The 24147-nt window shown below is 50.2% G+C and carries 15 protein-coding genes and 1 pseudogene; 11 read left to right on the top strand and 5 right to left on the bottom strand.

What is annotated here, in order from left to right:
- The first annotated feature begins 130 nt into the window (after positions 1-130).
- From MOY_RS06665 to MOY_RS06630, 8 genes are all read left to right on the top strand, one after another.
- Positions 131-1165: a hydrolase gene (locus tag MOY_RS06665; RefSeq protein ID WP_009097915.1), complete on the top strand. Its 1035-nt coding sequence runs from the start codon at positions 131-133 to the stop codon at positions 1163-1165.
- Positions 1166-1190: 25 nt separating this feature from the next.
- A complete protein-coding gene (locus MOY_RS06660; protein ID WP_009097914.1) occupies positions 1191-2201 on the top strand; it encodes an aldo/keto reductase in 1011 nt (336 codons plus the stop codon).
- An 888-nt stretch (positions 2202-3089) separates the two neighbouring features.
- Entirely contained in the window at positions 3090-3914 is an 825-nt protein-coding gene (locus MOY_RS06655; RefSeq protein ID WP_009097909.1) for an alpha/beta fold hydrolase, read from the top strand.
- A complete protein-coding gene (locus MOY_RS06650; protein WP_009097907.1) occupies positions 3905-4897 on the top strand; it encodes a GGDEF domain-containing protein in 993 nt (330 codons plus the stop codon). Before MOY_RS06655 ends, MOY_RS06650 begins: the two co-directional genes overlap by 10 nt.
- Positions 4898-5089: 192 nt before the next feature.
- A complete protein-coding gene (locus MOY_RS06645; protein WP_009097906.1) occupies positions 5090-5479 on the top strand; it encodes a response regulator in 390 nt (129 codons plus the stop codon).
- Entirely contained in the window at positions 5472-7148 is a 1677-nt protein-coding gene (locus tag MOY_RS06640; protein ID WP_009097904.1) for a diguanylate cyclase, read from the top strand. Before MOY_RS06645 ends, MOY_RS06640 begins: the two co-directional genes overlap by 8 nt.
- A 2-nt stretch (positions 7149-7150) precedes the next feature.
- Positions 7151-10015, top strand: a complete 2865-nt coding sequence (locus MOY_RS06635) for a PAS domain-containing protein (RefSeq protein ID WP_009097902.1) — start codon at positions 7151-7153, stop codon at positions 10013-10015.
- Complete coding sequence (locus MOY_RS06630) at positions 10009-12999, top strand: response regulator (RefSeq protein WP_009097899.1); 2991 nt, start codon at positions 10009-10011, stop codon at positions 12997-12999. The genes MOY_RS06635 and MOY_RS06630 overlap by 7 nt, the downstream gene beginning before the upstream one ends.
- A 109-nt stretch (positions 13000-13108) precedes the next feature.
- On the opposite strand, the gene MOY_RS06625 is transcribed toward MOY_RS06630, so the two are convergent.
- From MOY_RS06625 to MOY_RS17765, 5 genes and pseudogenes are all read right to left on the bottom strand, one after another.
- Positions 13109-15553, bottom strand: a complete 2445-nt coding sequence (locus tag MOY_RS06625; RefSeq protein ID WP_035540296.1) for an EAL domain-containing protein — start codon at positions 15551-15553, stop codon at positions 13109-13111.
- 260 nt (positions 15554-15813) lie between these two features.
- Entirely contained in the window at positions 15814-16809 is a 996-nt protein-coding gene (locus MOY_RS06620) for a response regulator (RefSeq protein ID WP_009097894.1), read from the bottom strand.
- A gap of 51 nt (positions 16810-16860) precedes the next feature.
- Positions 16861-20157, bottom strand: coding sequence for a PAS domain S-box protein (locus MOY_RS06615; protein ID WP_009097893.1), 3297 nt, complete (start codon positions 20155-20157; stop codon positions 16861-16863).
- A 170-nt stretch (positions 20158-20327) separates the two neighbouring features.
- Positions 20328-21596 carry a methyl-accepting chemotaxis protein gene (locus MOY_RS06610; protein WP_009097890.1) on the bottom strand — a complete coding sequence of 423 codons (1269 nt, stop codon included), beginning with the start codon at positions 21594-21596 and terminating at the stop codon, positions 20328-20330.
- A 250-nt stretch (positions 21597-21846) separates the two neighbouring features.
- Positions 21847-22176, bottom strand: a pseudogene (locus tag MOY_RS17765) (transposase); the annotation flags it as partial.
- 372 nt (positions 22177-22548) lie between these two features.
- On the opposite strand from MOY_RS17765, the gene MOY_RS06600 reads away from it, so the two are divergent.
- The 3 genes from MOY_RS06600 to MOY_RS06590 all read left to right on the top strand — a co-directional run.
- Positions 22549-23013: a hypothetical protein gene (locus tag MOY_RS06600; protein ID WP_009097886.1), complete on the top strand. Its 465-nt coding sequence runs from the start codon at positions 22549-22551 to the stop codon at positions 23011-23013.
- A 544-nt stretch (positions 23014-23557) separates the two neighbouring features.
- A complete protein-coding gene (locus tag MOY_RS06595) occupies positions 23558-24019 on the top strand; it encodes an Rpn family recombination-promoting nuclease/putative transposase (RefSeq protein WP_009097884.1) in 462 nt (153 codons plus the stop codon).
- Between the two features lie 40 nt (positions 24020-24059).
- Positions 24060-24147, top strand: an 88-nt coding sequence (locus MOY_RS06590; protein ID WP_009097882.1) for an IS3 family transposase, incomplete at its 3' end; no start/stop codon positions are given.

Raw genomic sequence — 24147 nt, 5'->3', positions numbered from 1 at the left:
ATGCCCGTTTGGTTTGGCTGAACGGTAGCAGTAGGGGCGAGGCGCTCTGCGTAGGGGCTAGGAGGCCTGCTATCGGTTGAGAAAAGTTTGCTAAGCTAGCCAGCGGTTTTCTTTGCGGGTGCGCACTAGCATGAGTTCGCTTCACTCTTCATTTCGCCCTACGCGTTGGCTACCCGGTGGGCATTTACAAACGCTATTTAGCCCGCTGTTCCGCGCTAAGCCCAAACTACAGCGCCAACGTGAGCGCATCACGCTGGAAGATGGCGACTTTATTGATCTGGATTGGTACGGCCCGCAAGGTGAACAGACGCGCTGCGCGATTCTGCTCCATGGGCTTACGGGAAGTTCAAAATCGCTGTATATCTTGGGCCAGCAGCAGGCGCTGGCAGCGCAGGGGTGGCAGAGTGTGGCGGTCAATTGGCGAGGCTGTTCCGGCGAGCCTAACCATCGCGCCAGGGGCTATCACTCTGGTGCTAGCGAAGACCTGGCCGATATTATCCAACAGCTAGCGGCTCGATACCCCGATAAGCCGCTAGCGGCGGTGGGGTACTCGCTGGGCGGCAATGTGTTGCTCAAGTACCTCGGCGAAACCGGGCGTCATAACCCGCTGCTGGGCGCCGTGGCGGTCTCGGTGCCGTTTCGTTTAGACCACTGCGCTGATCGAATTAGCCAGGGCTTTTCTAGAGTGTACCAGGCACGTTTTCTGCGCGATTTACGCCGCTATGTGGAATCCAAGCAGAGTGCGTTCCGTCAGCAGGGCTGTCAAGAGGAGCTGGCGAGGTTAAGAGCGCTTGAAACACTGGAGGGCATGAAAACGTTTTGGGACTTTGATGGCAGGGTCACGGCGCCGTTACATGGCTTTGATAGCGCCGATGCGTACTACCAGCGTTGCAGTAGCGCTTTTTTTGTTAAGGCTATTCAGGTGCCAACACTTATTGTGCACGCTGAAGATGACCCTTTTATCTACCCCCACAGCGTACCAACGGCAGACATGCTGCCGGGTTGCGTCGCTTTAGAACTCTTCCCTAGTGGCGGGCACGTGGGGTTTATTGAAGGCAGCCCCTGGCGGCCACGCTACTATCTTGAACATCGGTTGCCTACGTGGTTAAACGCCCAGATGCCAGATGCAGCGGCGACCCATCGCCCGCAGGTGATCGCATCGTAACCCACCACCCTTAGCGAGGTTTTCAATGTCTGGGTTTTATGATCGTTTGAAAGAAGTGGCGTCGCCACGTATTGGTTTGGGGTGTATGAACCTTTCCCATGGCTATGGGCAGTATGTGCCAGAAGAGGAGGGCGTTAAGGCGCTGAACGACGCCTTTGAAATGGGCTATCGCCATTTTGATACGGCCACGCTTTACGGCGGTACCGCTAACGAACGGCTGCTGGGAAAAGCGTTTGCCTCGAAGCGCCAAGAGCTGCTGCTGGCTAGCAAGTGCGGGATGGCCATCGACCCAGAGAGCGGTAAGCGAGTGATCGATGGACGGCCTGAGACGCTGCGACGTCAGTGCGAGGAGAGTTTGGCTCGCCTGAAAACCGATCATTTGGATCTCTACTACCTCCACCGCATGGATCGCCAGGTGCCCATTGAAGAGAGCGTTGGAGCCCTTGGCCGGTTGGTGGAAGAGGGTAAGCTGCGCGCGGTGGGGTTATCGGAAATCTCCGCAGACACACTGCGCAAAGCATACGCTGAGTACCCGGTATCGGCCGTTCAGTCGGAATACTCACTGTGGACGCGTAACCCCGAGATTGCCCTCAGCCAAGCGTGTAAAGAGCTGGGCACAGCGCTGGTGGCCTTCAGCCCGTTGGGTCGCGGGTTTCTCTCTGGCGCTATCCACGCCGATACCGACTTCGCAGAAGGCGACATGCGCGGGGGTATGCCGCGTTTTAATGGCGATAACCTCATCCACAACCTGACGCTACTAACGCACTTTAATAACATGGCGAAAGATTTGGCCATCACCCCCGCTCAGCTGGCGCTTGCTTGGGTGAAGGCGCAGGGTAGCCATGTGATTCCCATTCCTGGGTCGCGCTCTATTAACCATATGCAGGAAAACCTCAAGGCCGAGCAGCTAGTGTTAAATGACGCGGCGTTGGTGCAGCTTAATCAGATGATGCTGCCTAGCGAGGTCGCGGGTGCTCGATATAACGAGGCACAGCAGGCCGATATCGACACAGAAGAGTTTGCGAACAAGGAATGACATGCTGTTTGAAGCAGCGCCTACGGTAGCCCTCATGTCCAGCATCATGCAATTGACCGCATTCAACATTGGAGACGTGAAGCCGTCTCTCGAGGTGGGTTGCATGATTGTTGATGAGGCCTAGGGCGACGATCCGAAGTCCTGTGGACTCGATGTCGTTGCGCAACATTTGTCGCTCATCGCCGGCGCTGCTATGCCTCAGCCCCAACTTGTTACTTTTCTGTCTTGAATTTTGCTTTGCAATTACCGCTCATACACATTGTACAAAAGTGCTCCCTATCTTCGTGTTGAGCACCCTTAGCAATGGCAGAGCCGCAGTTGTTGCAAAGCAGAGTGACAATGCCGTCTTCGACTTTCACAATTGCATGTTCGTAGTCCATAAATGCTCCGCTATGTCCCCATACTGCAAGAGTGGAGAGTAATACCTTGTCGGCGAAAGCCAACCCTTTTCTCGTACCCTTCTGACGGTGCTATCGAGCATCAGTTCAAATGCTGCGGGTTCCCGACATATGGGTAGGCTCCTTTCGCTACCCTGGTAGTGCAGAACGATAACTTGGTCGGAGCAGGTGCCACCTTTAAAGTCACAGCTGTCGAAGTGCTTGTGTTGCATGAAACAACTCGCGGTTTTCATCCGTCGAGCGGTCTGATGTGGCCACTGTTACTGAGCAGGTTCAGAAGCGCGGTGACCTTGATATTCAGTCCCACCCCCATCAGCCACCACAAAGGTTAGCCGATACCAAACGTCAGTATTCGGTAATGCTTCAATGGTTTATGCCACAGCTAATCTGAAGTATTCATTTTTTGCTTTATTCAATAGCGTTGATCAGCTTAACGCCTTAGCACATACTGACGTAATAGTATTAGTTATAATTATAAAAGAGAGCTTTTATGACCTCACTTCGCCACTTTCTCAATGTCAATGAGCACGGCCAAGGCGTCACGCCCTTACTGCTTATTCATGGCTTCGGGTGTGATCAGACAGTATGGCGGCGTCTCATCCCTGCACTGGAAAATGACTACCGCTTGATTTTCGTCGATCTTGCGGGATTCGGTGGTGCTGCCCCTGAGTTCTACGATAACCAGCGGCATACAACGCCCGCTGGTCATGCCGAAGATATCGCCACGCTATGTGATGAATTGGAGTTGGAAAACGCCATTATGGTAGGCCACTCCATCGGTGGCACCATTGGAATGCTGGCGTCTATTCTGCGCCCTAACGCATTTAGTCGCTTGGGGATGATCTGCAGCTCTGCGCGCTACCTGGACGACCCGCCCGACTATCACGGCGGCTATACTCACGAGCAGCTTGAGGGCCTGATGCAACTGATGGAGCAAAACTACCTGGATTGGGCAGGTGCGATATCGCGTGTGGCACTGGGAGACGCCATTACCGAGCCGCACCAACGCAACCTGGAACAGCGTTTTTTGAACATAGCACCGGATGTATTACGGCCCTTCGCCCACTCTATTTTTCTGGGCGATACCCGCCACTACCTGCCTAAGGTCACGGTACCGAGTTCCATTTTTCAAACATCGCGCGACGCTATTGTGCCTCTTGAAGCTGCTGAGTACCTACAACAGCATCTCTTTGAGAGCGAGTTAGTGGTCCTCGATGCGGGAGGCCATTACCCCCAGATGACACACCCAGACACTTTGGCTGAAGCACTCCAGGCTAACCTCGCAAAACAGAGAAATTCACACTTATGCCAGTAAAGCCCGTGGATCTTTCCGATTGTTGGCAGCTTGCCCCCTCGGGCCTAGTCGTATTAGACGAGCAAGGAAGGATACTTCAGGTTAACGACACGCTAAGTGACTGGATTGGCCGCACGGAAAAACAGCTGCTTAACCGGCCCGCTAGCGAGCTGTTTACCGCAGAAGCACGCCTACTTTACCAAGGGGTGCTGGTGTTTAGGCTTAGCGATGTGGGGGCTGTAGATGAAGTGCACCTTAGTCTGCACGTGGAAAACGGCAACCCGTTCCCTGTGCTCTGCAGCGCGCGCCGCATAGATTCGCCCGACCCCCCCATAACCCTCATTGCCATGTTACCAATTGCCCGCAAAGACCAGCTAGAGCGTGACCTGCTAGAGGCGAGACAAGCGGCTCAGTGCGCTTTAGCAGAAAAGAGCAAGATGATTAACGAACTGGAGTTGATGCGCACCCAACTGGAGTCTCATAACCAAGAACTTCAACGCCTTACCTTAAAGCTTGGGCACGAAGCTAGGAGTGACCCGCTCACCGGTTTGCCTAACCGGCGCCATTTCGATCTCGCTTTAGAAGAGCGTCTTGCCCGCGCACTCGTCAGCCGCCACTCGGATGCGTTTAGCGTAGCCATTCTGGATATTGACCACTTTAAGCCCATTAACGACACCCATGGGCACGCCGTAGGAGACCAGGTATTACAAGAGCTTGCCCTATTGCTTGCCTCTCAGATGCGGGGCAGTGACCTGGCCGCCCGCATCGGCGGCGAGGAGTTTGCACTGCTAATGCCAGAAACGTCACTTGAAGAAGCCTACAACGCTCTAGAGCGCTTAAGACAAGCCATTGAAGCGCATACTTGGCAACCAGTGCCTATTACCGCCAGTGTTGGCGTAACAGGCTACTTGGCCGATGATACCAACGAGAGCTTAATGGCTCGCGCCGACCGGGCCCTTTATAAGGCAAAACACCTAGGACGTAATCACGTCGCTAAGGGCTAAATAGGATCTTTTCATGCAAAAGCAGACGTGGCTAAGCTAAGCAGCAGTGATGATACTGAATTGTAGCTCTCACGGTGAGGTAATATTGCAGTGGGTGTCGAGCTGCTCATAGTCGCCATCTCTAGTGGCATAGTACAAAGGTTATACGGTGGAAATATCATTTACTGGTTAAAAGAGTTGTGAGGGTGCTATATGGATACGCTTGTAAAAGTGATGTACGTCGAAGATGACCCTGATATCCGCGATATTGCAAGTATGGCTTTAGAGGATGTAGGTGGGTTAACGGCTAAAATCTGTGAGTCTGGCGAGCAAGCATTAAAGGAAGTAGGCGAATTTACGCCACAAATGATTTTGCTTGATGTCATGATGCCGGGTATGGACGGGCCCAGCACGCTGATGGCGCTGAGGCAGCATGGGTACGTTAGCGCAACAACAGCGGTCGCCTTTATGACCGCTAAAGTTCACCCTGAGGAAGTGGCAAGATATAAAGATCTCGGGGCGATAGATGTAATCGCCAAGCCGTTTGACCCCATGACGCTCGCTGACGACGTTCGAGCTATTTGGAAAAAATTCCATGACTGATACTGCTTCCTCTAAGGCTGTTTCTCAGCGCTTACAGGCGCTTTCTAAAGCTTACTTAAAGCGTCTTTCCTCTGAGTTTCAACTGCTTACCGAGCTTGCTGGGCGCCTTGAAAGAGATGCTTCATGCGATGAAACCCTGCAGCAATTAAATTCAGCGCTTCACTCCCTGGCAGGTTCAGCAGGCACTTTCGGCTTTGAAAGTCTTGGGCGCCAAGCCCGAGAGTACGAAATGCAGGTCACGCAGGTTCTACAGCAAGATGTCAAGCAATCACTGCCTGTGTCGGGTTGGATTAAGCAACTACAAAACGCGCTTGAAGTAGATACAAGCCAAAAGTCAGTGGTGGGCATGGAGACCACTCGCCTGGCAGATGTTGATGGCGCCCCTTCTATCTGGCTGGTAGAGCGAGATGCCATATTAGCGGAATATATGGTTCAACAGCTTTACAGCTTTGGCTTCCAAGTACGGCATTTCAAAGATGCTGAAGCGTTGCACCAAGATAATGGGGTGCCTCCAGACTTGCTATTGATTGACCATCGCGCCACTCAGCGCGAAGCGATTAAGGAAAATCCGGTAGCCTTTTGGCAAAAGTATCTGAAAGATTACAGCTGCCCAATTTTTTTTACGGGTACTGAGGAAAGCTTTACTGCGCGACTCCATGCGTTGCGCAGCGGCGGGCAAAACTATTTTGTCAAACCTTTGGACATGATATCACTGGCCGCTCATATAGCGCAGCGAATCAAAACGCAAGATAGTCAGCCTGAGCGTGTCATGATTGTGGAGGATGACGTCGAATTAGCCCTCCATCTTCAATGCGTGCTTGAAGAGGCTGGTATGCAGGTCAGTGTGTTTAACCGTCCTGACGCCTTATTTGAGTCGATTAGTGATGTTAACCCAGAGCTAATCCTGATGGATCTTTGGCTCCCGGGAATCACTGGGGCAGAAATAGCGGCTCTGCTGGGCCAAGTGGAGCGCTGGTCGCAAGTTCCTATTATTTACCTCTCTGGCGAATCTAATGCAGAGTTGCGCGGCCAGGCGTTATTGAGAGGAGGGGATGCTTTTCTCGAAAAGCCTATCGATAACGACCTGCTTATCAAGCTGTGCCGATCCCGCGTCATGCGACTGCGTAAGCTTGAGGATACTAAAAATAGAGACGCGCTCACCGGGCTTCTTAAACACGCGAGTATTAAAGAAGCTTTACAAGACCAGTGGCTACTCGCGCAACGCAAGCCCCAAACGTTTAGTGTGGTAATGCTTGATATTGATCATTTCAAGGCGGTGAACGACACCCATGGGCATGCGGTCGGTGACCTGGTGATTGCCGCTGTGGGTACGTTGTTGCGTCAACGTTTCCGGGGGACCGATAAACTAGGCCGGTACGGTGGAGAAGAGTTTACGTTGGTATTGATCGAATGTACTGCCGATGATGCTATTAGTATGGTAAACGGTCTGCGTGAAGACTTTGCAGCGATCCAGTTTACTGGGGGCAGAGAACCGTTCTCCTGCACCTTGTCAGCAGGCGTGGTGGATAACCAGCATTTTCCTGACGATACGGCTGAGTCTCTGCTTAATCGAGCTGATCAAGCGCTATATCAGGCCAAACACAGTGGCCGTAACCGTGTTTGTTTAGCGTCAGGTGAGCACCGCCCCGGATGTGATAGCAGAGGTTGATAATGAAGACACCACCGATCCCTGAAAATGAAACCGAGCGCCAGCGTGCACTGGTTGAGACAGGTTTGCTGAATCGCGAGTGTGAAGAGCGTTTTGACCGTATCACACGCCTCGCCCGAGAACTGTTTTCAGTACCCATTGCGTTGGTTTCATTAATTGATCAGGATCGGCAGTGGTTCAAATCATGCCAAGGACTTGGCGTCAAAGAAACACCAAGGAGTATCTCTTTCTGTGGCCACACGATTTTGGACAACGTTCCCTTAATTGTTGAAAACGCATTAGAAGATGCTCGTTTTTCTGAGAATCCTCTTGTCATCGGCGCGCCTCATATCTGCTTTTATGCGGGTATACCGTTGCACACCCGTAGTGGGCACAGCATTGGAACCTTTTGCCTGATCGATACACAACCAAGAGTACTGTCTCCGGAGCAAATCACGATACTTGAAGACCTCGCCGCGACGGTTGAAGAGTTAATACACGCTGATGAACTCCGTCATCAGTCATGTTCAGCACTAGAAACTGAACTGGTTGCCAACCACCACGATCAAATGGCCTCTATTATCAATAATATGCCTGGCGTGACCTACCGCTGCTTACCTGATGAACACTGGACAATGCTATATATCAGCGGGCAGGTGGATCAGGTAAGTGGTTATCCCGCCGAGGAGTTAATTGGCAATCAAAGCATTTGTTACGCTGATTTAATTCATCCCGATGATGCGCCTGCATTGGAAAAGGCGGTCGCCGCTGCAATGACTGACGATACAGAGTGGCATTTTGAGTATCGTATCAAGCACCGGGACGGCGCATGGCGTTGGGTAGAAGAGCGAGGGAAGTGCATACGAAATGATGCTACCTATCCTGTTATTCTTGAGGGCTTCATTGTTGATGTTACCCGTGAACGGAATACGGCAAGCCAGCTAAACAAGCATCATGATGCATTGATGCTGCTCAACGAAATCGCGTTTTCTTCACACGTGACGCTCGATGAAAAAATCAACTATGCGCTAAAAAAGGCAAGACACTACCTGAACATGGATTTGGCGATTCTTAGCCAAATCGAGGGTGATGTTTATACGGTACGCTGGGTGGATGCCGTTTTAGGTACCGCGATATATGCAGGTCAATCTTTCGCGTTGGGGCATACTTGGTGCCACCATGTTTTTTCAGGAGACTCGGAGCAAGCGCGCGAACTGTTTATTGCTAATGCCGAGAGCTGCGAATTAAAACACCATCCCTGTTATGAGAAGCATCCGCTAGGCGCTTATACTGGTATTGTCATTGAGGTCGAGGGTAGTGCATTTGGAACGCTCAATTTTTCCGCAGGAAATGCGCGATTAGAAGATTACGATGATAGAGAGAAGCTTTTTATACGTTTACTGGCGCGTTGGCTATCCGGTGTTTTAGCGAGCAGCCTGCATCATGAGCGTCTTAGTAAGTTGACTGCCCAGCTACCGGGCGTTATCTATCAGTTCCGCAGGTTTGCCGATGGCCGCGTCACATTTCCTTTTAGCTCCCCTCAAATTCTAGCTCTATATGGGCTGACCCCCGAAGAAGCCGCTCACGATGCCACGCCTGCGTGGGCAAAAATTCATCCCGATGATTTGGATGCTGTGAGTGTGTCTATCGAGCATTCAGCGAATACGCTGGGAGACTGGCAGGCGACATACCGAGTGCAGTCTAATGAACACGGTTATCGCTGGGTATTGGGACAGGCGAAACCTGAGCGCCTCGCTGATGGCAGCACCTTATGGCACGGTTATTTGCGAGATGTTCATGAGCAAGAGCAGGCACGTTTGGCCCTGGAAAGTAGTGAAGCACGACTAAGAGGACTCTTTGATTTTTCACCTATTGGTATTGCCCTCAATGATTTCGAAACAGGTCAGTTTATTGACTTGAATGATGCGCTGATCGACCCAACAGGCTATTCACGCGATGAGTTTGTGTCATTGAGCTATTGGGACGTTACGCCAAAAGAGTATCTGCCCGAAGAAGAGCAGGCGCTTTTAAGTTTAAAAACGACGGGACGCTATGGTCCTTTCGAAAAAGAGTATATTCGTAAAGATGGCAGTCGTTATCCAGTCCGCTTACAAGGCATGCTAAGCCGAGAGCAGAACGGCCAGCAGGTAATTTGGTCGCTGATTGAAGATATAACAGAGCGCCGTAAGCTGGATAAAATGAAAGACCAGTTTATTTCTACTGTCAGTCATGAGTTGCGTACGCCTCTCACGTCTATCCAAGGCTCACTTGGATTACTTAAAGGGGGGGCGGCAGGCGCGTTACCCGAAAAAGCGCAGTCGCTCGTCAATGCCGCGGAACGCAATGCCAAACGTTTGACAACACTGATTAACGATTTGCTGGATATAGAAAAGTTGGTTGCTGGCAAAATGCCGATGAATGTAAGCGTGCAGCCCCTGGCCCCTTTACTGCACGAAGCCATCGAAGCCATGCATGGCTACAGTAAGCAACATCAGGTGTTTATTCAGCTCTCGGACGCTGTGCCAAGTGTCTGGGTTGAGGTTGATGGCCCTCGCTTTATTCAAGCACTTAATAACTTATTATCCAATGCGATTAAGTTTTCTCCCATGGGGAAAGCGGTGGAGATAGCGGTCAAGCTGCATCAAGACACTGTCGAGATTTCCGTGCGCGATTATGGTGCTGGCGTTGCCCCTGAGTTTCGTGCCAGTTTGTTCCAGCGTTTCGCGCAAGCAGATGGCAGCAATACGCGCAAGCTGTCAGGAACCGGCCTTGGTTTAGCCATTAGCCAAGAAATTTGCCAACAGATGAGGGGCGACATTGGCTACCGTGATGCGGTAGGTGAGGGCGCTGACTTCTTTATATCCTTACCAAGGTATCACCAATGCTGAAAATCCCGCTGAGTGTGCGTATTGTTCTGCTCGTATTTGCCACCAGCGGTATTCTCGTTGGCGGGATTCTAGTTACCGTGTATCAAGTCATGGTTGCTGATTATGAGTCTATTGTGGTGGAGCGTGAGGCGTCTGAGATCAGGCGATTAGCCTCTGAGCTGGAGCTATCCCAGCAGCAGCGAAAACTTGGTTTAGAAGCCTTTGCAACGCGCTTACTCAATGACGATGGCAGATTACGTAGCGATCAAGAGCTACAAACCTTATTGGAGCAACCTTCGGTTGCTGGCGACCTGTTTCCTGATGGTTTGCTGGTTTTTGATGCGGATGGCACGGCTATCGCAGAAAACCGCCACGTTCCTGGGCGTATAGGCACCAACTATGCCGACCGTCCTCACTTCCAGCGTGCCTGGCAAACTAAAGATGCAGTGATTTCTGAGCCCATTATTGGACGTGCAACGGGGCTGCCGCTTATTTCCTATTTGCAGCCTATGCTGTCTTCAGACGATCGTCTTATGGGGTATGTGGGCGGAGTCTTAGATCTTTCCAGCACGCCGCTTATCGATAATTTTAGCTTAGAGGAGGCTGAATCTAGTACGACTCTAATCATTGACCCGAGACACCGCTTGTACGTCTCCATGTTAGAGCGTGTCGATACGGTAGCGTCGTTACCAGATGATGGTGCTGACGCATTTGTCGATGCCGCTCTGGCACTGAACCCACCGGGAACCATCGTTGAATATCAGCAGCAACGATATCTTACGGCCAGCCAACAATTGGATTCTCTCGGTTGGGTCGTACTAAGAGCAATTCCTTATGAGAAAGCCATCGCACCTGTAAAAGCATCCTTTCGACAGTTTCTATGGATTGCACTGTTCGCCATGGTGCTCGTTGCTCTAGTGGGGGCCTGGGTTGCACGAAGCTTAACGCACCCCATAGAACGAATCACACGGCGTATCGAGCAAATGGCCGACCACGCACGTTTTGATGATGACTTCCGTGAAAGGGGCGGGCCAGAGGCACGAGCCCTCGCGCGGGCGATGAACCGTTTAGCTTATGAGCGGAAAGCGGCGGATACTGCTGTTCGTAACGCTGAACGTTTTTTATTTAACATTCTAGAAGCGGCATCTGAAGTAGCCATTATTGCGACAGATACGAACGGCATGATTACCGCCTTTAACAAAGGTGCCGAGAATATGCTGGGTTACAGTAAGGCAGACATGGTAGGTAAGCAAACCCCGGCTATATTACACCTCAAAGACGAAGTAGAGCTGCGCTCAGAACAGCTTAGTGCTGAGCTAGACCGAACGGTTGAAGGGTTTAGGGTATTTGTAGAACACGCCGAGAGAGATGGCTCGGAGACACGAGAGTGGACATACGTTCATAAGAGTGGCCGTCGTATACCGGTATCGCTAGTCGTGACCCCCATGCGCGATAGCGCCGATAATATTAGCGGCTACCTGGGTATCGCGGAGGATATTACAGCGCGTAAGCAAGCAGACAAGCTTAAGAGTGAGTTTATTTCCACTGTTAGCCATGAGCTTCGCACGCCGTTAACGTCTATTTCTGGCGCCCTCGGTTTAATGGTGGGAGGGGCATTTGGTGAGATGCCAGAAAAAGCTCAAAAGCTGTTAATGACAGCTCATCGTAATAGTAAGCGTTTAGCCCATTTAATCAATGATTTACTAGATATCGAAAAAATCGCTGCAGGAAAGTTGCATTTCGATATGCAAGTGCATGCGTTGGCCCCGTTGATCGAGCAGGCCCTAGAGGCTAATCGCCATTATGGCAGTGAGAATGGGGTGACACTGCTGCTGGCTGATGAATCACCTGATTTGATGGTAAATGTCGATCCTTCGCGGTTGATGCAAGTGCTGGCCAATTTGTTATCCAATGCCATTAAATTCTCACCCGAAGGTGGGGAGGTCACGCTGACTGTTGAAACCTCAAATCATAACGCAGTCGTCAGCGTGATTGATCGTGGCCCAGGCATTGCTGACTCGTTTCGTAGCAAAGTGTTTCAGCGTTTTGCTCAAGCAGACTCCTCGGATACCCGTGCTAAAGAGGGAACCGGCCTTGGACTCGCCATTACGCGAGAACTAATAGAGCATATGGGAGGGCGCATTGATTTTGAGTCTACAGAGGGTGAAGGCTCGCGGTTTTTCTTTGAATTACCATTGGCGCAAACGGCGGTAAAAGCCTCTCAGCCGCTGGAGATGGACGCTGAGAACCGTGACGCGCCCCGTATTTTGGTGGTTGAAGATGATAAGGATGTGGCCACTCTGTTAAGCATGATGCTCAGCGATGCAGGGTATCGGGTCGATATTGCCTTTAATGGGGCAGAGGCACTGAGCGTGCTTCAAAACACGCAGTATGACCTTGTGAGTTTGGACTTGATGCTCCCAGACACCAGCGGATTGGAGATTATCCGTACCTTGCGTGGACACCCTGATACCGCTGATTTACCGATTGTTGTGGTTTCAGCGAAAGTAGAGCAAGGGCGCTTAGCGATCAATGGCGATGCAACCAATATCGATTGGCTAGCTAAACCCATCGATCAACTTCGATTAATTGACATGGTTCAACAACAGTTGTCAGCTAATCGCGAGCATCACCCACGGGTTCTGCATGTTGAAGATGATCTCGACTTACATGAAGTGGTAGCGGCGATGGCCGGTGAGTCGTTTACGTTTGAGGCAGCCTATACCTTAGAGAGTGCTCGCTCGCGTTTGAAAGAGCAGGCGTATGACGTGGTATTGCTCGATATTGGGCTGCCTGATGGGTCAGGTTGGACACTAATCCCTGAAATTCGTGCTAGCCAACCTGAAGCCAAAATCGTCATCTTATCAGGGAGCGATATGACGCATCAGCAGCATGAGCAGGTTGAGGCCGTCTTACTTAAATCTCGGCTATCGGCAGATACGCTAATTGATGGTATTAAAGCACGCATTCGGTCTACGCGACTGTCGAGAGATAAACTTAGTTAATTTTTTCTAGCCGCTATAAAGTGGCCTAGTGTGCGCGATGTGCACTAGGCCGCATTTGAATTATGTCATTAGCTGCACAATGGTTAGGGTTTAAAGGGCAGTTATTTCGCTAGGCCCAGTGCGTTTGCTCTATTTCTTCTGCCATCATAGGTTTAGCGGCCAAGAAGCCCTGGTACTGATCGCAGCCTAGCTGACGTAAAAATGACAACTCTTCTGTTTTTTCTACACCCTCAGCGATGATAGACATATTCATTGTCTTGCCTAACTGCACCATGGTTTGTAACAGTCGTGCATCGCCCGTCAAAGACCATTGATGTATGAAGCTTCGGTCTATTTTTAACTTGGCGGCATCAATGCGTTGTAAGTAGCTTAATGAACTGTATCCGGTGCCAAAATCATCCAGTGCTAGCTGAACACCTAAATCTCCGAGTTGCCGAAGCAGGTAACTCGCCTGTTGCCAGTCGAAAAGCAGTAGGGATTCTGTTATCTCTAGCACAATACGAGATGGGTTTAGCTGGTAATGGGACAATAAGGATGTTAGATGATCTAAAAATAGTGGTTTCTGGATATCTCTAGCAGACAGGTTAAGCGACATAAACAAATGAGGGTGCTTACGATGCCAAGTAGCGCACTGTGATAATGCCTGCGTTAACATCTGGTAGGTAAGACGAGATATTAGGCCTTTCTCTTCCATCAAAGGAATAAATTCGCCTGGGCCAAGCAGCCCTCTCTCGGGGTGTTGCCAGCGGGCTAAGGCCTCAAAACCAGCGAGTTTATTGTCGTTTACCTGGTAAATTGGTTGATACACGGCGATAAACTGATCATTAGCAAGCCCTTTTTGAATTGCGTTTTCTAAAAGGAAACATTGCTTTTGAGCCTGCTTTAGAGCTTCATCAAAATAGCAGACCTCTGCAGTGGGTGATTTCTTTGCTTTAAAAATCGCCATGTCGGCATGGTCGAGTAGCTCTCCTGCGGTGCTGTTTTTTGTAGAAAACACGACGCCCACGTCTGCTGTAAGAACCATCATGCCGTGCTTCGACACTATTTGAGCGTCCTCGATAGCCTTTATAAGGCTGCTAATATAGCGCTCTACAGATGCTTGGTTTGTATGCGCTTGGGTTAGAAGCAGAAATTCATCTCCGCTTTCCCGATATAGCGTATCGCCTGGGTTTATACGCTGGGTTAACTCCCAGGTAAGTCGCTGTAAGACTTCATCGCCAAAATAATAGCCGTGGAGGTTGTTAATAGTGTGAAAGTCACGAATGTCGATTTTCGCAACCGCTATTACGTTTTCTGGCGTTTGGCTTGGCAGTGCTTTTTCAATATCACGCAGCAAGCTAGCAAGTTTGGGCAACGCTGTCAGTGAGTCATGAGCAGCTTGTGCATCAGCGACAGTCAATGTGCCTATGTGGGAGCGCAGGTGGCGCCCTTTCTTAACTCTCGACTTGACGACCATTAATAAACGCCATAACTCGATGGGCTTATTGATAAACTCATCGTTAGCTAACCGAGCACAGGCTAATTGCATATCGGTATCCGCTGCCGCAGACATGAATAACAGCGGTATAGTTGCAAACTCTTCATGCTGGCGGATGATTTTACCGAGCTCAATGCCGTTACAGCCAGGCATATATACGTCTATTAATATCAGTTCTGGGTGGCTTTGTTCTAATAGCCTTAATGCATCCTGAGCACTGGTGGCGATAGTGACGTTATAACCTGCGTTAGTTAAAAACTCGTCATAGAGTTTGAGTAAGTCATTGTCATCGTCGACTAACATCACGCGATAAGGCTCGCTTGGGGCAATGTTTAATTCTGAATTGAGCAGCGAGACCAGCTTAGGTATGTCCAGAGGCTTTCGAAGGTAGTGCGTTCCTCCGGCCCTAACTGATGCGAGGCGTAGCTCAAAAGAGTCATACCCAGACACGAAAAAAACAGGTAATGGAGCGCCACTGCTTTGACGCCAGCTACTGACGTGATTGGCACCGGCAAAGCGCTGGCCGGAAAAGTCCATATCAACAATCAAAGCCACGGGGTCATAGTCTGCGATAGCTTGATCTAACTGCGTAATATCATCTTGGCAATGAGCCTGATAGCCATATTGGCTAAGTACTTCGCTCAACTGATTCGAAAAATCAGGGTCGTCATCTATCAATAAGATATCAATGGTATTTGAAGTATCGTTTACCTGAAGCGCACTGTTCGGCTGGCAATTTGGCGCGCGATTGCTGTGTCGTGCAATCGTTTCACGCTCAAGAGTCGCTAGTAAAGCGTGTATCGGGATTGATAAGCTTGCCCTTAGCTCTCTGAGGGAGAGAGCCTTTGCAGTCTCACATGCTTGCTCTAGCTCGCGTGCCAACTGGGACAGCTCCACAAGGCCATAAGCTTTTCCAGAGCCGTTCAGCTTATGGGCAATGCTCATTATATGTTGAACGCTTCTAACGTCATGATCGGCTGTCTGCCAAAGGGCTTCAAGTTCTGTTTTATAGAGCATTAGGCGCTCTCTATATGCAGAGAGTAGCTGTTCCATTTTGTGGTTGTTTGAATCGCTCATTGCACTCCCTCTGGCTATAACCTAACCACTTTAAGAGCTGGTCAGGGGCATCCCATACTTTTTCACCTCAATATACTGAGTCTATGATGTTAAGCGCTGGAGTTCCATACTGGGTTGTAATGGCCCCCAGGTTTCTGCACTCTCTATGCTACTAACGTCCGGGGGCACATAGATCAAAGACTGATGTGCCCATCCTGCGTTGGACGACGCCACTTTCTGATTGAGTGGCGACACAGTAATGCGTTGTTGATGGCACTGCCTTAACTTTTGGGTGCTTCTTGTTGCCACTGATCTTTAATCGCTAGCAACTCTGGCAAGCTTTGTAGAAATGCATCGACGATGTCTGGGTCAAAATGATGGCCGCGCTCTTTTTCGATTAATGCCACTGCATCCTCTACGGCCCAGGCTTTTTTATAAGGACGCTCACTCGTCAGGGCATCGAATACATCGGCCAATGCCACAATGCGCGCTTCGATAGGAATGTCTTCGCCCTTAATCCCCTTGGGGTAGCCACTGCCATCCCACTTTTCATGATGATAAAGCGCAATGCTACGGGCTAATGTCATCAATGTTGAATCGTCATCACCAAGAATTTCCGCGCCTATGGCGGTGTGACTTTGCATAACGCGCCACTCATCAGCATCAAGCGGTCCCGGTTTTCTTAAAATGGCATCAGGAATACCTATTTTTCCAACGTCATGCATAGGGGCGGCATTCAAAAGTTCTTCTGCGGCAGCTTCACTAAACCCTAGGCGTAGGGCTAGTAACTGAGTGTAAAGGCTCATGCGAATGACATGCAGGCCAGTTTCGTTGTCTTTATATTCTGCGGCACGGCCTAGCCTTTGCACCACTGCGAGCCGGGTTTGTTTAAGCTCATCTAACCGTACCAGCGACAAATGATTCTTGACTCTGGCTTTGACTACTGGAGCGCTAACCGGTTTAGTCACATAATCTACTGCGCCGAGCTCAAGGCCTTTTGCTTCATCCTGCGGATCAGACAAAGCAGTGACAAATATCACCGGTATATCTGCAGTGTGGGGTTCGGTTTTTAATTGCTGGCATACCTGATGTCCACTTAGGCCTGGCATCATCACATCCAATAGGATTAAGTCTGGATGCTGTTCACGGGCCAATTGCAGCGCACGCTCGCCATTTTTAGCGAATAGCAGTCGATAGCTGCTGTTCAGAATGTTCTGAAGCACCTGTAGATTGATCGGCTCATCATCAACTAACAGTAGTGTTTTTAACTCAGTCATTGCTATCCCGTTCATACTAAGCGGTGCCAAAGAAAATTGAAGCTCAGCATCTTACTCGTTTGATGACATGTATTCGGCTAACAAGGCAGCGGCTTGCTCTGGCTCAAAATTATTGACGGCCTCAATCAAGCGTGAGTAAAGCTCTGCGGGTACCCGCTGTTCTAGGGCTTGCATTTTCTGAGCGGGCGCTTCTCCCTGCTGCAATTGCTTAATCAGTTGCTCCACGTCAAGCTCAGTCGCAGAAGCAGGCGTGGCAGCATCAGGCGCTGACGATTCGCTAGTGTCTGGCCTGTTCTGTTGTAAGGCCTGTTCGATCTCCTCAAAACACTGCTCAATCTGTTTGATGAAGTGCTTATGTTTTTCTAGGTTTGCTTGCTCTAGCTCGGTAGCGATAGCTACCAGCTTGGTCAGCGCCAAATTGGCAGCGCCTCCCCGCAGTCGATGGCCATAACTTTTGATATCGACCAGGGTTGGTTGCCCAGTCGCTAATAGCACCGATGGCTGGTTACGAGGTTCTGCAATAAAGGTCTTGATGGCCTGCCAGTGCTGTTGCACATCTCCCCAAAGCTGAGTGCCGCGCTGCCAGTCAATTAATGTTTTCTTACTGTCTGCTACTGGTGTTTGCGGCACAGGTTTCTGTGCGGCCTGCAAGCCAATGACTCGAGCGATTTCCTGCATCAGCAGCGACGCATCGATGGGCTTGGTCGCAAAACCGTCCATGCCAGCTGCATGTGCTTGTTCCCGATCTTGTTCCATAATGCTGGCGGTCAAAGCAATCACGGGTAGGCGCGGGTGTCCTTGTTCTTGCTCCCAGCTACGAATCGCTTTGGTGGCTGTGTGACCATCCATGTTCGGCATATGGACATCCATCAGTACAATATCGTAGCGCTCTGCCGTCGACCGCTCCAGCGCTTGCTTACCGTCGGTCGCCGTATCGACTTGGTGGCCCCGGCGCTGCAGCATTCCCTGCAGTAGCTGTACATTTTGTGGCACATCATCAGCGACCAGGATATGCAATGGCGGTAAATCTGGTTCGGGTTGTTGATCAAGTTGTGGCTGGACAGGTTTGCCGATAGGAAGTGGTAAAGAAACAGTGAAAATCGAGCCGCGCCCCTCTTTACTGTCAACCTCAATTCTCCCCTTCATGCGTGCGGCCAACTGCCGGGCGATCGTAGTGCCAAGCCCAGTGCCGCCATAGCGGCGCGTTATGCTGGCATCCGCTTGGGAGAAGGGGTCAAAAATTTTCTCTAGCCGATCTTTTGAAATACCAATACCAGAGTCATGTACGCTGATATGTACCATGTTTTCATCGTGGCGAACCTTAACCAGTACCTCTCCCTGTTCGGTGAACTTAACAGCGTTGGATAATAAATTGGTGATGATCTGTTGAACACGTAGCCCATCACCTTGAAAGAAATCACTCACGCTATCAGGGTAATCCAGGTGCAGCTCCAGCCCTTTTTTATCTGCGGTGATCTTAAAGGAAGAGGTAAGAAGTTCACAGATGGAGCGCAGCGAGAAGTCGGCTGTTTCTAATTCGGTGGCACCGCTTTCCAGTTTTGCGGTATCTAAAATATCATTGAGCAAACTCAATAAGGAGCGCGCAGAGCTTCGCACGGTTGTTAGATGCTGTTTTTGTTCACGTTCCAACTGGCTATCAAGTAACAGATCGGTAAAGCCTATAATGGCGTTCATCGGCGTGCGAATTTCATGACTCATATTGGCTAGGAACGCACTTTTGGCTTCAGCTGCTTGCTCGGCACGATTCTTGGCCGTTACCAGATCCTGCTCCATCAGCTTACGATCGGTTAAGTCCAGTAAGACACCGTCAATAAACTGCAGCTCATCTTCTACCCAGACGCCAGTGGCTGATTCTGACACCCAGCGATATTGGCCCTCTTTATTACGCATGCGATATTCGATGCTGTACGACCGCTTTTCGTCCATGGCGTGTTGCAGGTTTTCTTTAATGTTCGGTATGTCATCAGGGTGAATCAAACCGCTAAAAGAGACCTTGCCGGACATAAATTCGTGCGCTGTCCACCCAGTTAACTTCTCTATGGCCTCGCTAACAAACACCACAGACCAGTGTGCATCGTCACGGCAACGGAAGGTGCTCCCTGGTATATTGGCCATTAGCGTGCGGTACTGCTCTTCGCGCTGCTGCAAGGCCTTTTCCATGGCATAGCGCTCAGAAATATCGGTAATAAACCCCACAAAGGTGCTACGGCCATGTAGCTTAGACTCACCGATAGCAAGCCGGATTGGCACTATATGGCCATCTTGGTGAACAGCTTCTACTTCCCGGCCAGTACCAATAATTTTGGCATCGCCCGTGTGCAGGTAGTGCTTCAAGTAGTTATCGTGATGGCTTCGGTGTGGTTCGGGGGTAAGCACGCTAACATTACAACCGACTACCTGCTCCGCCTTATAGCCGAGGATGCGCTCAGCGGCTTTGTTGTAACTGAGAATGATGCCCTCTTCAGAAATAGTAATCAGACCATCCACGGCGGTATCAAAAATCGCTTGAAGTCGCGCCGTTGTTTCGCTGCTTTTCATGTAGAGTCGGCGGTAGCCTACTAGGGCATTTAACCCTGCTACCAATAACCCGATGACGATTGCAACCAGCGCTACCAGCAACGCTAAGTTGCTTTGCGCGTGCCCATCTATGGATATATTGTCTGGAACGAAGCCCACGAATAGGGCGGCATGCATGGCAGTGTAATGCATACTACTAATTGCCAGCCCCATTACTGCTGCGGCGATCAGACGAACTTGGTTAGAACGCAACTTCAAGCGCTCTCGCAAGCCAAAGCTAATCCATAGTGCTAGCATCGCTAACCCGATGGCCACCATAATCGAAAGCGCAAACCACCATGGGTTATAGCGAAGCTCGGCGTCCATCATCATGGCGGCCATACCGCTATAGTGCATTAAGCCAATACCAGATCCGACCACCACTCCGCCCAGGATTAAGCGAGTGCTGTTAATGGTTCCGCGCGACAGTAAGTTGAGGGTGTACCAAGCAGCAATGAAGCTTGGCAACATGGAAAAAATAGTGACTGCGAAGTCATAGTTAACAGGGATAGGTAACTGGAAGGCCATCATGCCTATAAAATGCATTGACCATACCCCTGCGCCGAGCGCTATAGCACCAGACAGAATGGGCAGCTGACGCATATTGCGCATGTTTCTGCTCTTAGCACTGTCAGCCAACGCAAGCGCAACATAAGCAGCACCCGCCGCAATCAGGATCGACAGCACCATAAGGCCATGATTATGGTGGCCGTGCAAAAGTGCTACCTGGCTGGGGTCTGTCAAAAAAAAGTGTTGCGACAGCTCGGTCATTTTTCCTACTCCACACGAATCGTTATGGTGTTTCTGCTATTCGTATACACGCGCTGCGCTAATTAGTGAAGCCATCTACTTAATTTCGATAAGTAAGGTAGGCAGGGTGATAGCTATGCATTGATGAGGCAAGTGACGTAAAGGCCAGCCTATAGGTGTTGGACTGCTTATTAATGAGGCGGGCTCAGTGTTAGTTGTTCGATAGAGCTGGAGACGCTCTGTGCTCCCTGGAGAATCTCAGTCACAATCGCTTCAATTTCTTGTACGCTTTTTTGGCTGGTTTGCCCTTGCTCAACGACGAGTCGCATGGCTTTAGCAGTATTGCTAACCAACGCGCTATTTTCTTTTAGCACGCGGGTAATTTCATTGACCGCTTCGCCTGAGCCTTTGGCAAGCTGGCGAACCTCATTAGCAACGACGGCAAATCCACGCCCATGCTCTCCGGCTCTTGCCGCTTCCACAGCAGCATTCAGGGAAAGTAGATGAGTTTGACTGGCAATTTGAGCAATTGTGTTGGCTGTTTTATTAATGTGTTCAGCCTGAGCGCTCAGTGCATTAATCAGGCTTTGTGCTTGACTGAGGGTGTCATCAGCATGTTGAAAGTGGGAGACAACCTGTTGTAAATGCTCCAGGCCTTCTTGAGCAATACGTTCGGTTTGGCTAGACGACGTGCGTGCACTACCTACCGTTGTTTTGGCCGCTTCAGAGGCAAGCATTTCTTGAGTGATGTCCGTTGCAAACTTAATCACTTTTTCCACGTTACCATCGGGTCCTATGATTGGGTTGTACGTGGCCTCAAGCCATACAACGTGCCCACGCGCATTTAAACGGAGAAATTTGCCCTGTTTAAAATCACCACTGCTAAGCTCTCCCCAAAAATTTGGGTGTTGCTGATAAAAGGTATTATCGCAAAACAGCCGATGATGTTGGCCGCGAATCTCAACAAGCGAGTAGCCCATTGTGTTTTCAAAATTGCGATTGGCATCTATAACATAACCGTCTGGAGTGAATTCAATCACTGCCATAGAGTTATCAAGTGCCTGTAAGATGGCCCGTTCACGAGCCGCATTTTGATGTTTTGTCGTGACATCGTTGGCGATTTTAAATACACGCACCACATTGCCACGACGGTTTCTAACAGGTAAGTAGGTTGCTTCCAGCCATATTTCTTCACCATGTGCATTGACACGGCGAAAGCGGCCTTGCTGGCTTTCACCTTTTGCTAGTGCTTCCCAAAAAGACGCATAGGCCACGTCCTGAATATCTTCTGTAAAGCAAAACATACGATGGTGCTTACCGCGAACTTCTTCTATCGAGTAGCCCACCGTTTTGAGGAAGAGTGGGCTAGCATCTTGAATAGTACCGTCGGGTGAAAAGTAAATACATGCTGTGTGCTGCTTGAGCGCATCGTTCAAATGTTTGGTAGAGCGTGGGAACATGCTGGGGGGACTCTTAAGCGATTATTTTAATTTATATTATTATATGGCTGTTTTTAACAAGGAAAAAGCAAAAGCACACGAGATTTGAGCCACTGGCAGGCGTTTAATTCCGTTGTCTGTTTTTCTCGTATTGAACCGCCCCGGTTATCCTGAAGACTTTTTTATTTGAGTCAGGCAGTTTCACCCGATTCCCTCCTGCGTTTAGCTTACAGAAAATCCTACTTTTGAGGACCTTGGTTTTTCGGGAGATTACCCACTGATGGCTCACGTAAGCCCCGCTGGCATTGGCCATAAAGCCACTGATTTGCTGAGGACTCCATTCGTCCATCAGTTGGCCTGTTACCCAGCGAATCAGGCTGGGCAGTCGCTTTGTCACTTTCTAGGCGGCACGTCGTCGCTGACTACTTGCCGTTCGTCCTGTGTGAGTATAGCCACGGGCTCGCCCGTTGCGCTTTATCTCGCGGCTAATGGTGCTGCTGTGAACACCAACGTTTTTAGCGATCTGGCGCTGGCTAATACCTGTCTCAAGATAGGCAAAAACTGGGTATCGTTGGCCCTGGGTTAGCTGTCGGTATCTCATATTTTGCTTCACTTTGGTAGGTAAGGCAGAGAGGGTGCCGGCGCTGGTCCTCCTGCCGCTACCTTGTGATCCAAAGTGCTGTGCTTACTCTATGAATCCAGGATCCAAGAAAGCGTAAGTGACCAGCTGTCATGCCTATTCCGCTTACAGTCAGGAGATCTTATTATGGCCGGAGCACTTAATGAGTAGGGCCATTGGGGGGCGGAGATACACTGGAAGAAGGCCTGGAAGGGGTGGGAATACTCACTACCTAAATTAACAAAGATAAGGAAAATAACGTGCGTATAGCAACGCTAGGGCCCCACAGGTAGCAACCATGAACTGGTAGCGAACCGCTATCTTGATAGGCATGCTCCGCAACAAGGCGGCATTATGCTCTATACCGCGTTTGAAGACGCGTTCGAGGCGCTGCTATCCAGCAGCGTTGACTATGTGTTGCAGTGCTCTGCCCACGCGGAGCACGGAAACTGCGTGGGTCGCTATATGCATCGCGCTTTCCCGGTGGATGCATTCATTGCTGGCAGCAAACCCCTGGCCATTGTTGCGCGGGCAGGTGTCGATACCCCCAAAACGCTAGCCCTACAGCCTGCTACGCGTTTTTACACAGACCTATCGCACTACGAAGTACTTATTGAAAAGCCATCGATCGTCAACGTCTCGCAAGGCCTGTTGAACGGAGAGTACGACGCTGGTATTTGTGCTTTAGAAATACAGTCCCAGAACCCCCAGCAGCTACGTGTCGTCAAGGAGCTAGGGCCCGCATTGGACACATGGATTGTGTTCGGAAGAGCCCCGCTGCCGCACACCGACAGCAGGGTATATTCAGCGAATCAATAGCCATTGACCCTGTGGCTTAAAGCGCAAAGATGGCAAGCAAGCCCGCGATAAGACCGGATTTGAACCGATGACCTTCGGGTTATGAGCCGGATTTATTTGGATTTCCTTGAGTTTCATAATTTGTTTTTAATTGCCGAAAATAGCCGAAGGAAAGGGTTTCAGCGATTTTTTTAAAATGCTGGCTAGGTAATTTAAGCTCAATTGCGTACGCTTATCTTTGTCACAAAATTAAATTCAAAATTTACAGCATAAGTGACCGTTAGGCTGCCGCTGAGCATCAAGTCGGCGTGAATATCATTGAAGACTAGAGGTAAGCCTTCTCACGTAACTCGTGATGCCGTAATTTGCGACGTCGACATTGTCTTCGAGCGATGACAGCGCTTGGGCGAGAAATGAAAGTTAAACGGTTCAGGCTGGACTGACGTAGCTAAAACCTTAACGGTCTTGTCGCGGCAAGCTCCTGATCAATGTCGTGGGTGCAGGCAGATAACGTGTGTTGGAATAATGCTCAAAACCGGACTAGACGATAAAGACAGGAGTGTGCATGGCCGATACTACTCACAAACATCATGATACCGGCTACAAGGAGTTGTTCAGCTATCCGGAGTTCGTTCAGCAGTTGATTGAAGGCTTTGCACCCGCCGAGATTGCCCAGCTGATGGAGTTCGCCACGTTGAAGCAACACAGCGGCTACTACATCACCCCGATGTTTGAAGAGAAGATCGAGGACGTGGTGTGGTCGGTTAACGTCACTTGGGAAGGCGTAACCCAGGAGGTCTATCTGTATATCTTGTTGGAGTTTCAGTCCTCGGTAGATCGCACGATGCCGATCCGATTAATGCATTACGTGGCCTGTTTCTACAGCGAGCTGCTCAAGCAGAAGGTCATTACCCCAAGCCAAGGCTTGCCACCTGTGTTTCCAGTGGTGCTTTATAACGGCTCGAAGCCCTGGACGGCACCACTAGATGTTTTTGAGATGATTACTGAATCGCCCCAGGTTTCGTAGACACCTCCAGGCCTTATACTAAAGGTATCTAGGAGGAACCATGAGCTATCCCCGCTACACTGAAGAATTCAAAATCGAAGCCGTCAAGCAGGTGGTAGAGCGCGGCCATCGCGTGGCCGAGGTCGCTG

The organism is Halomonas sp. GFAJ-1, assembly GCF_000236625.2.
GTDB lineage: Bacteria > Pseudomonadota > Gammaproteobacteria > Pseudomonadales > Halomonadaceae > Vreelandella.
Note: the sequence above shows the minus strand (reverse complement) of the source record. Positions and strands in the feature narration are given on the sequence as shown.

Coding starts and splice junctions, on each gene's coding strand:
- MOY_RS06665 (WP_009097915.1), top strand. CDS start 131: ATGAGTTCGCTTCACTCTTCATTTCGCCCTACGCGTTGGCTACCCGGT.
- MOY_RS06660 (WP_009097914.1), top strand. CDS start 1,191: ATGTCTGGGTTTTATGATCGTTTGAAAGAAGTGGCGTCGCCACGTATT.
- MOY_RS06655 (WP_009097909.1), top strand. CDS start 3,090: ATGACCTCACTTCGCCACTTTCTCAATGTCAATGAGCACGGCCAAGGC.
- MOY_RS06650 (WP_009097907.1), top strand. CDS start 3,905: ATGCCAGTAAAGCCCGTGGATCTTTCCGATTGTTGGCAGCTTGCCCCC.
- MOY_RS06645 (WP_009097906.1), top strand. CDS start 5,090: ATGGATACGCTTGTAAAAGTGATGTACGTCGAAGATGACCCTGATATC.
- MOY_RS06640 (WP_009097904.1), top strand. CDS start 5,472: ATGACTGATACTGCTTCCTCTAAGGCTGTTTCTCAGCGCTTACAGGCG.
- MOY_RS06635 (WP_009097902.1), top strand. CDS start 7,151: ATGAAGACACCACCGATCCCTGAAAATGAAACCGAGCGCCAGCGTGCA.
- MOY_RS06630 (WP_009097899.1), top strand. CDS start 10,009: ATGCTGAAAATCCCGCTGAGTGTGCGTATTGTTCTGCTCGTATTTGCC.
- MOY_RS06625 (WP_035540296.1), bottom strand. CDS start 15,553: ATGAGCGATTCAAACAACCACAAAATGGAACAGCTACTCTCTGCATAT.
- MOY_RS06620 (WP_009097894.1), bottom strand. CDS start 16,809: ATGACTGAGTTAAAAACACTACTGTTAGTTGATGATGAGCCGATCAAT.
- MOY_RS06615 (WP_009097893.1), bottom strand. CDS start 20,157: ATGACCGAGCTGTCGCAACACTTTTTTTTGACAGACCCCAGCCAGGTA.
- MOY_RS06610 (WP_009097890.1), bottom strand. CDS start 21,596: ATGTTCCCACGCTCTACCAAACATTTGAACGATGCGCTCAAGCAGCAC.
- MOY_RS06600 (WP_009097886.1), top strand. CDS start 22,549: ATGCTCTATACCGCGTTTGAAGACGCGTTCGAGGCGCTGCTATCCAGC.
- MOY_RS06595 (WP_009097884.1), top strand. CDS start 23,558: ATGGCCGATACTACTCACAAACATCATGATACCGGCTACAAGGAGTTG.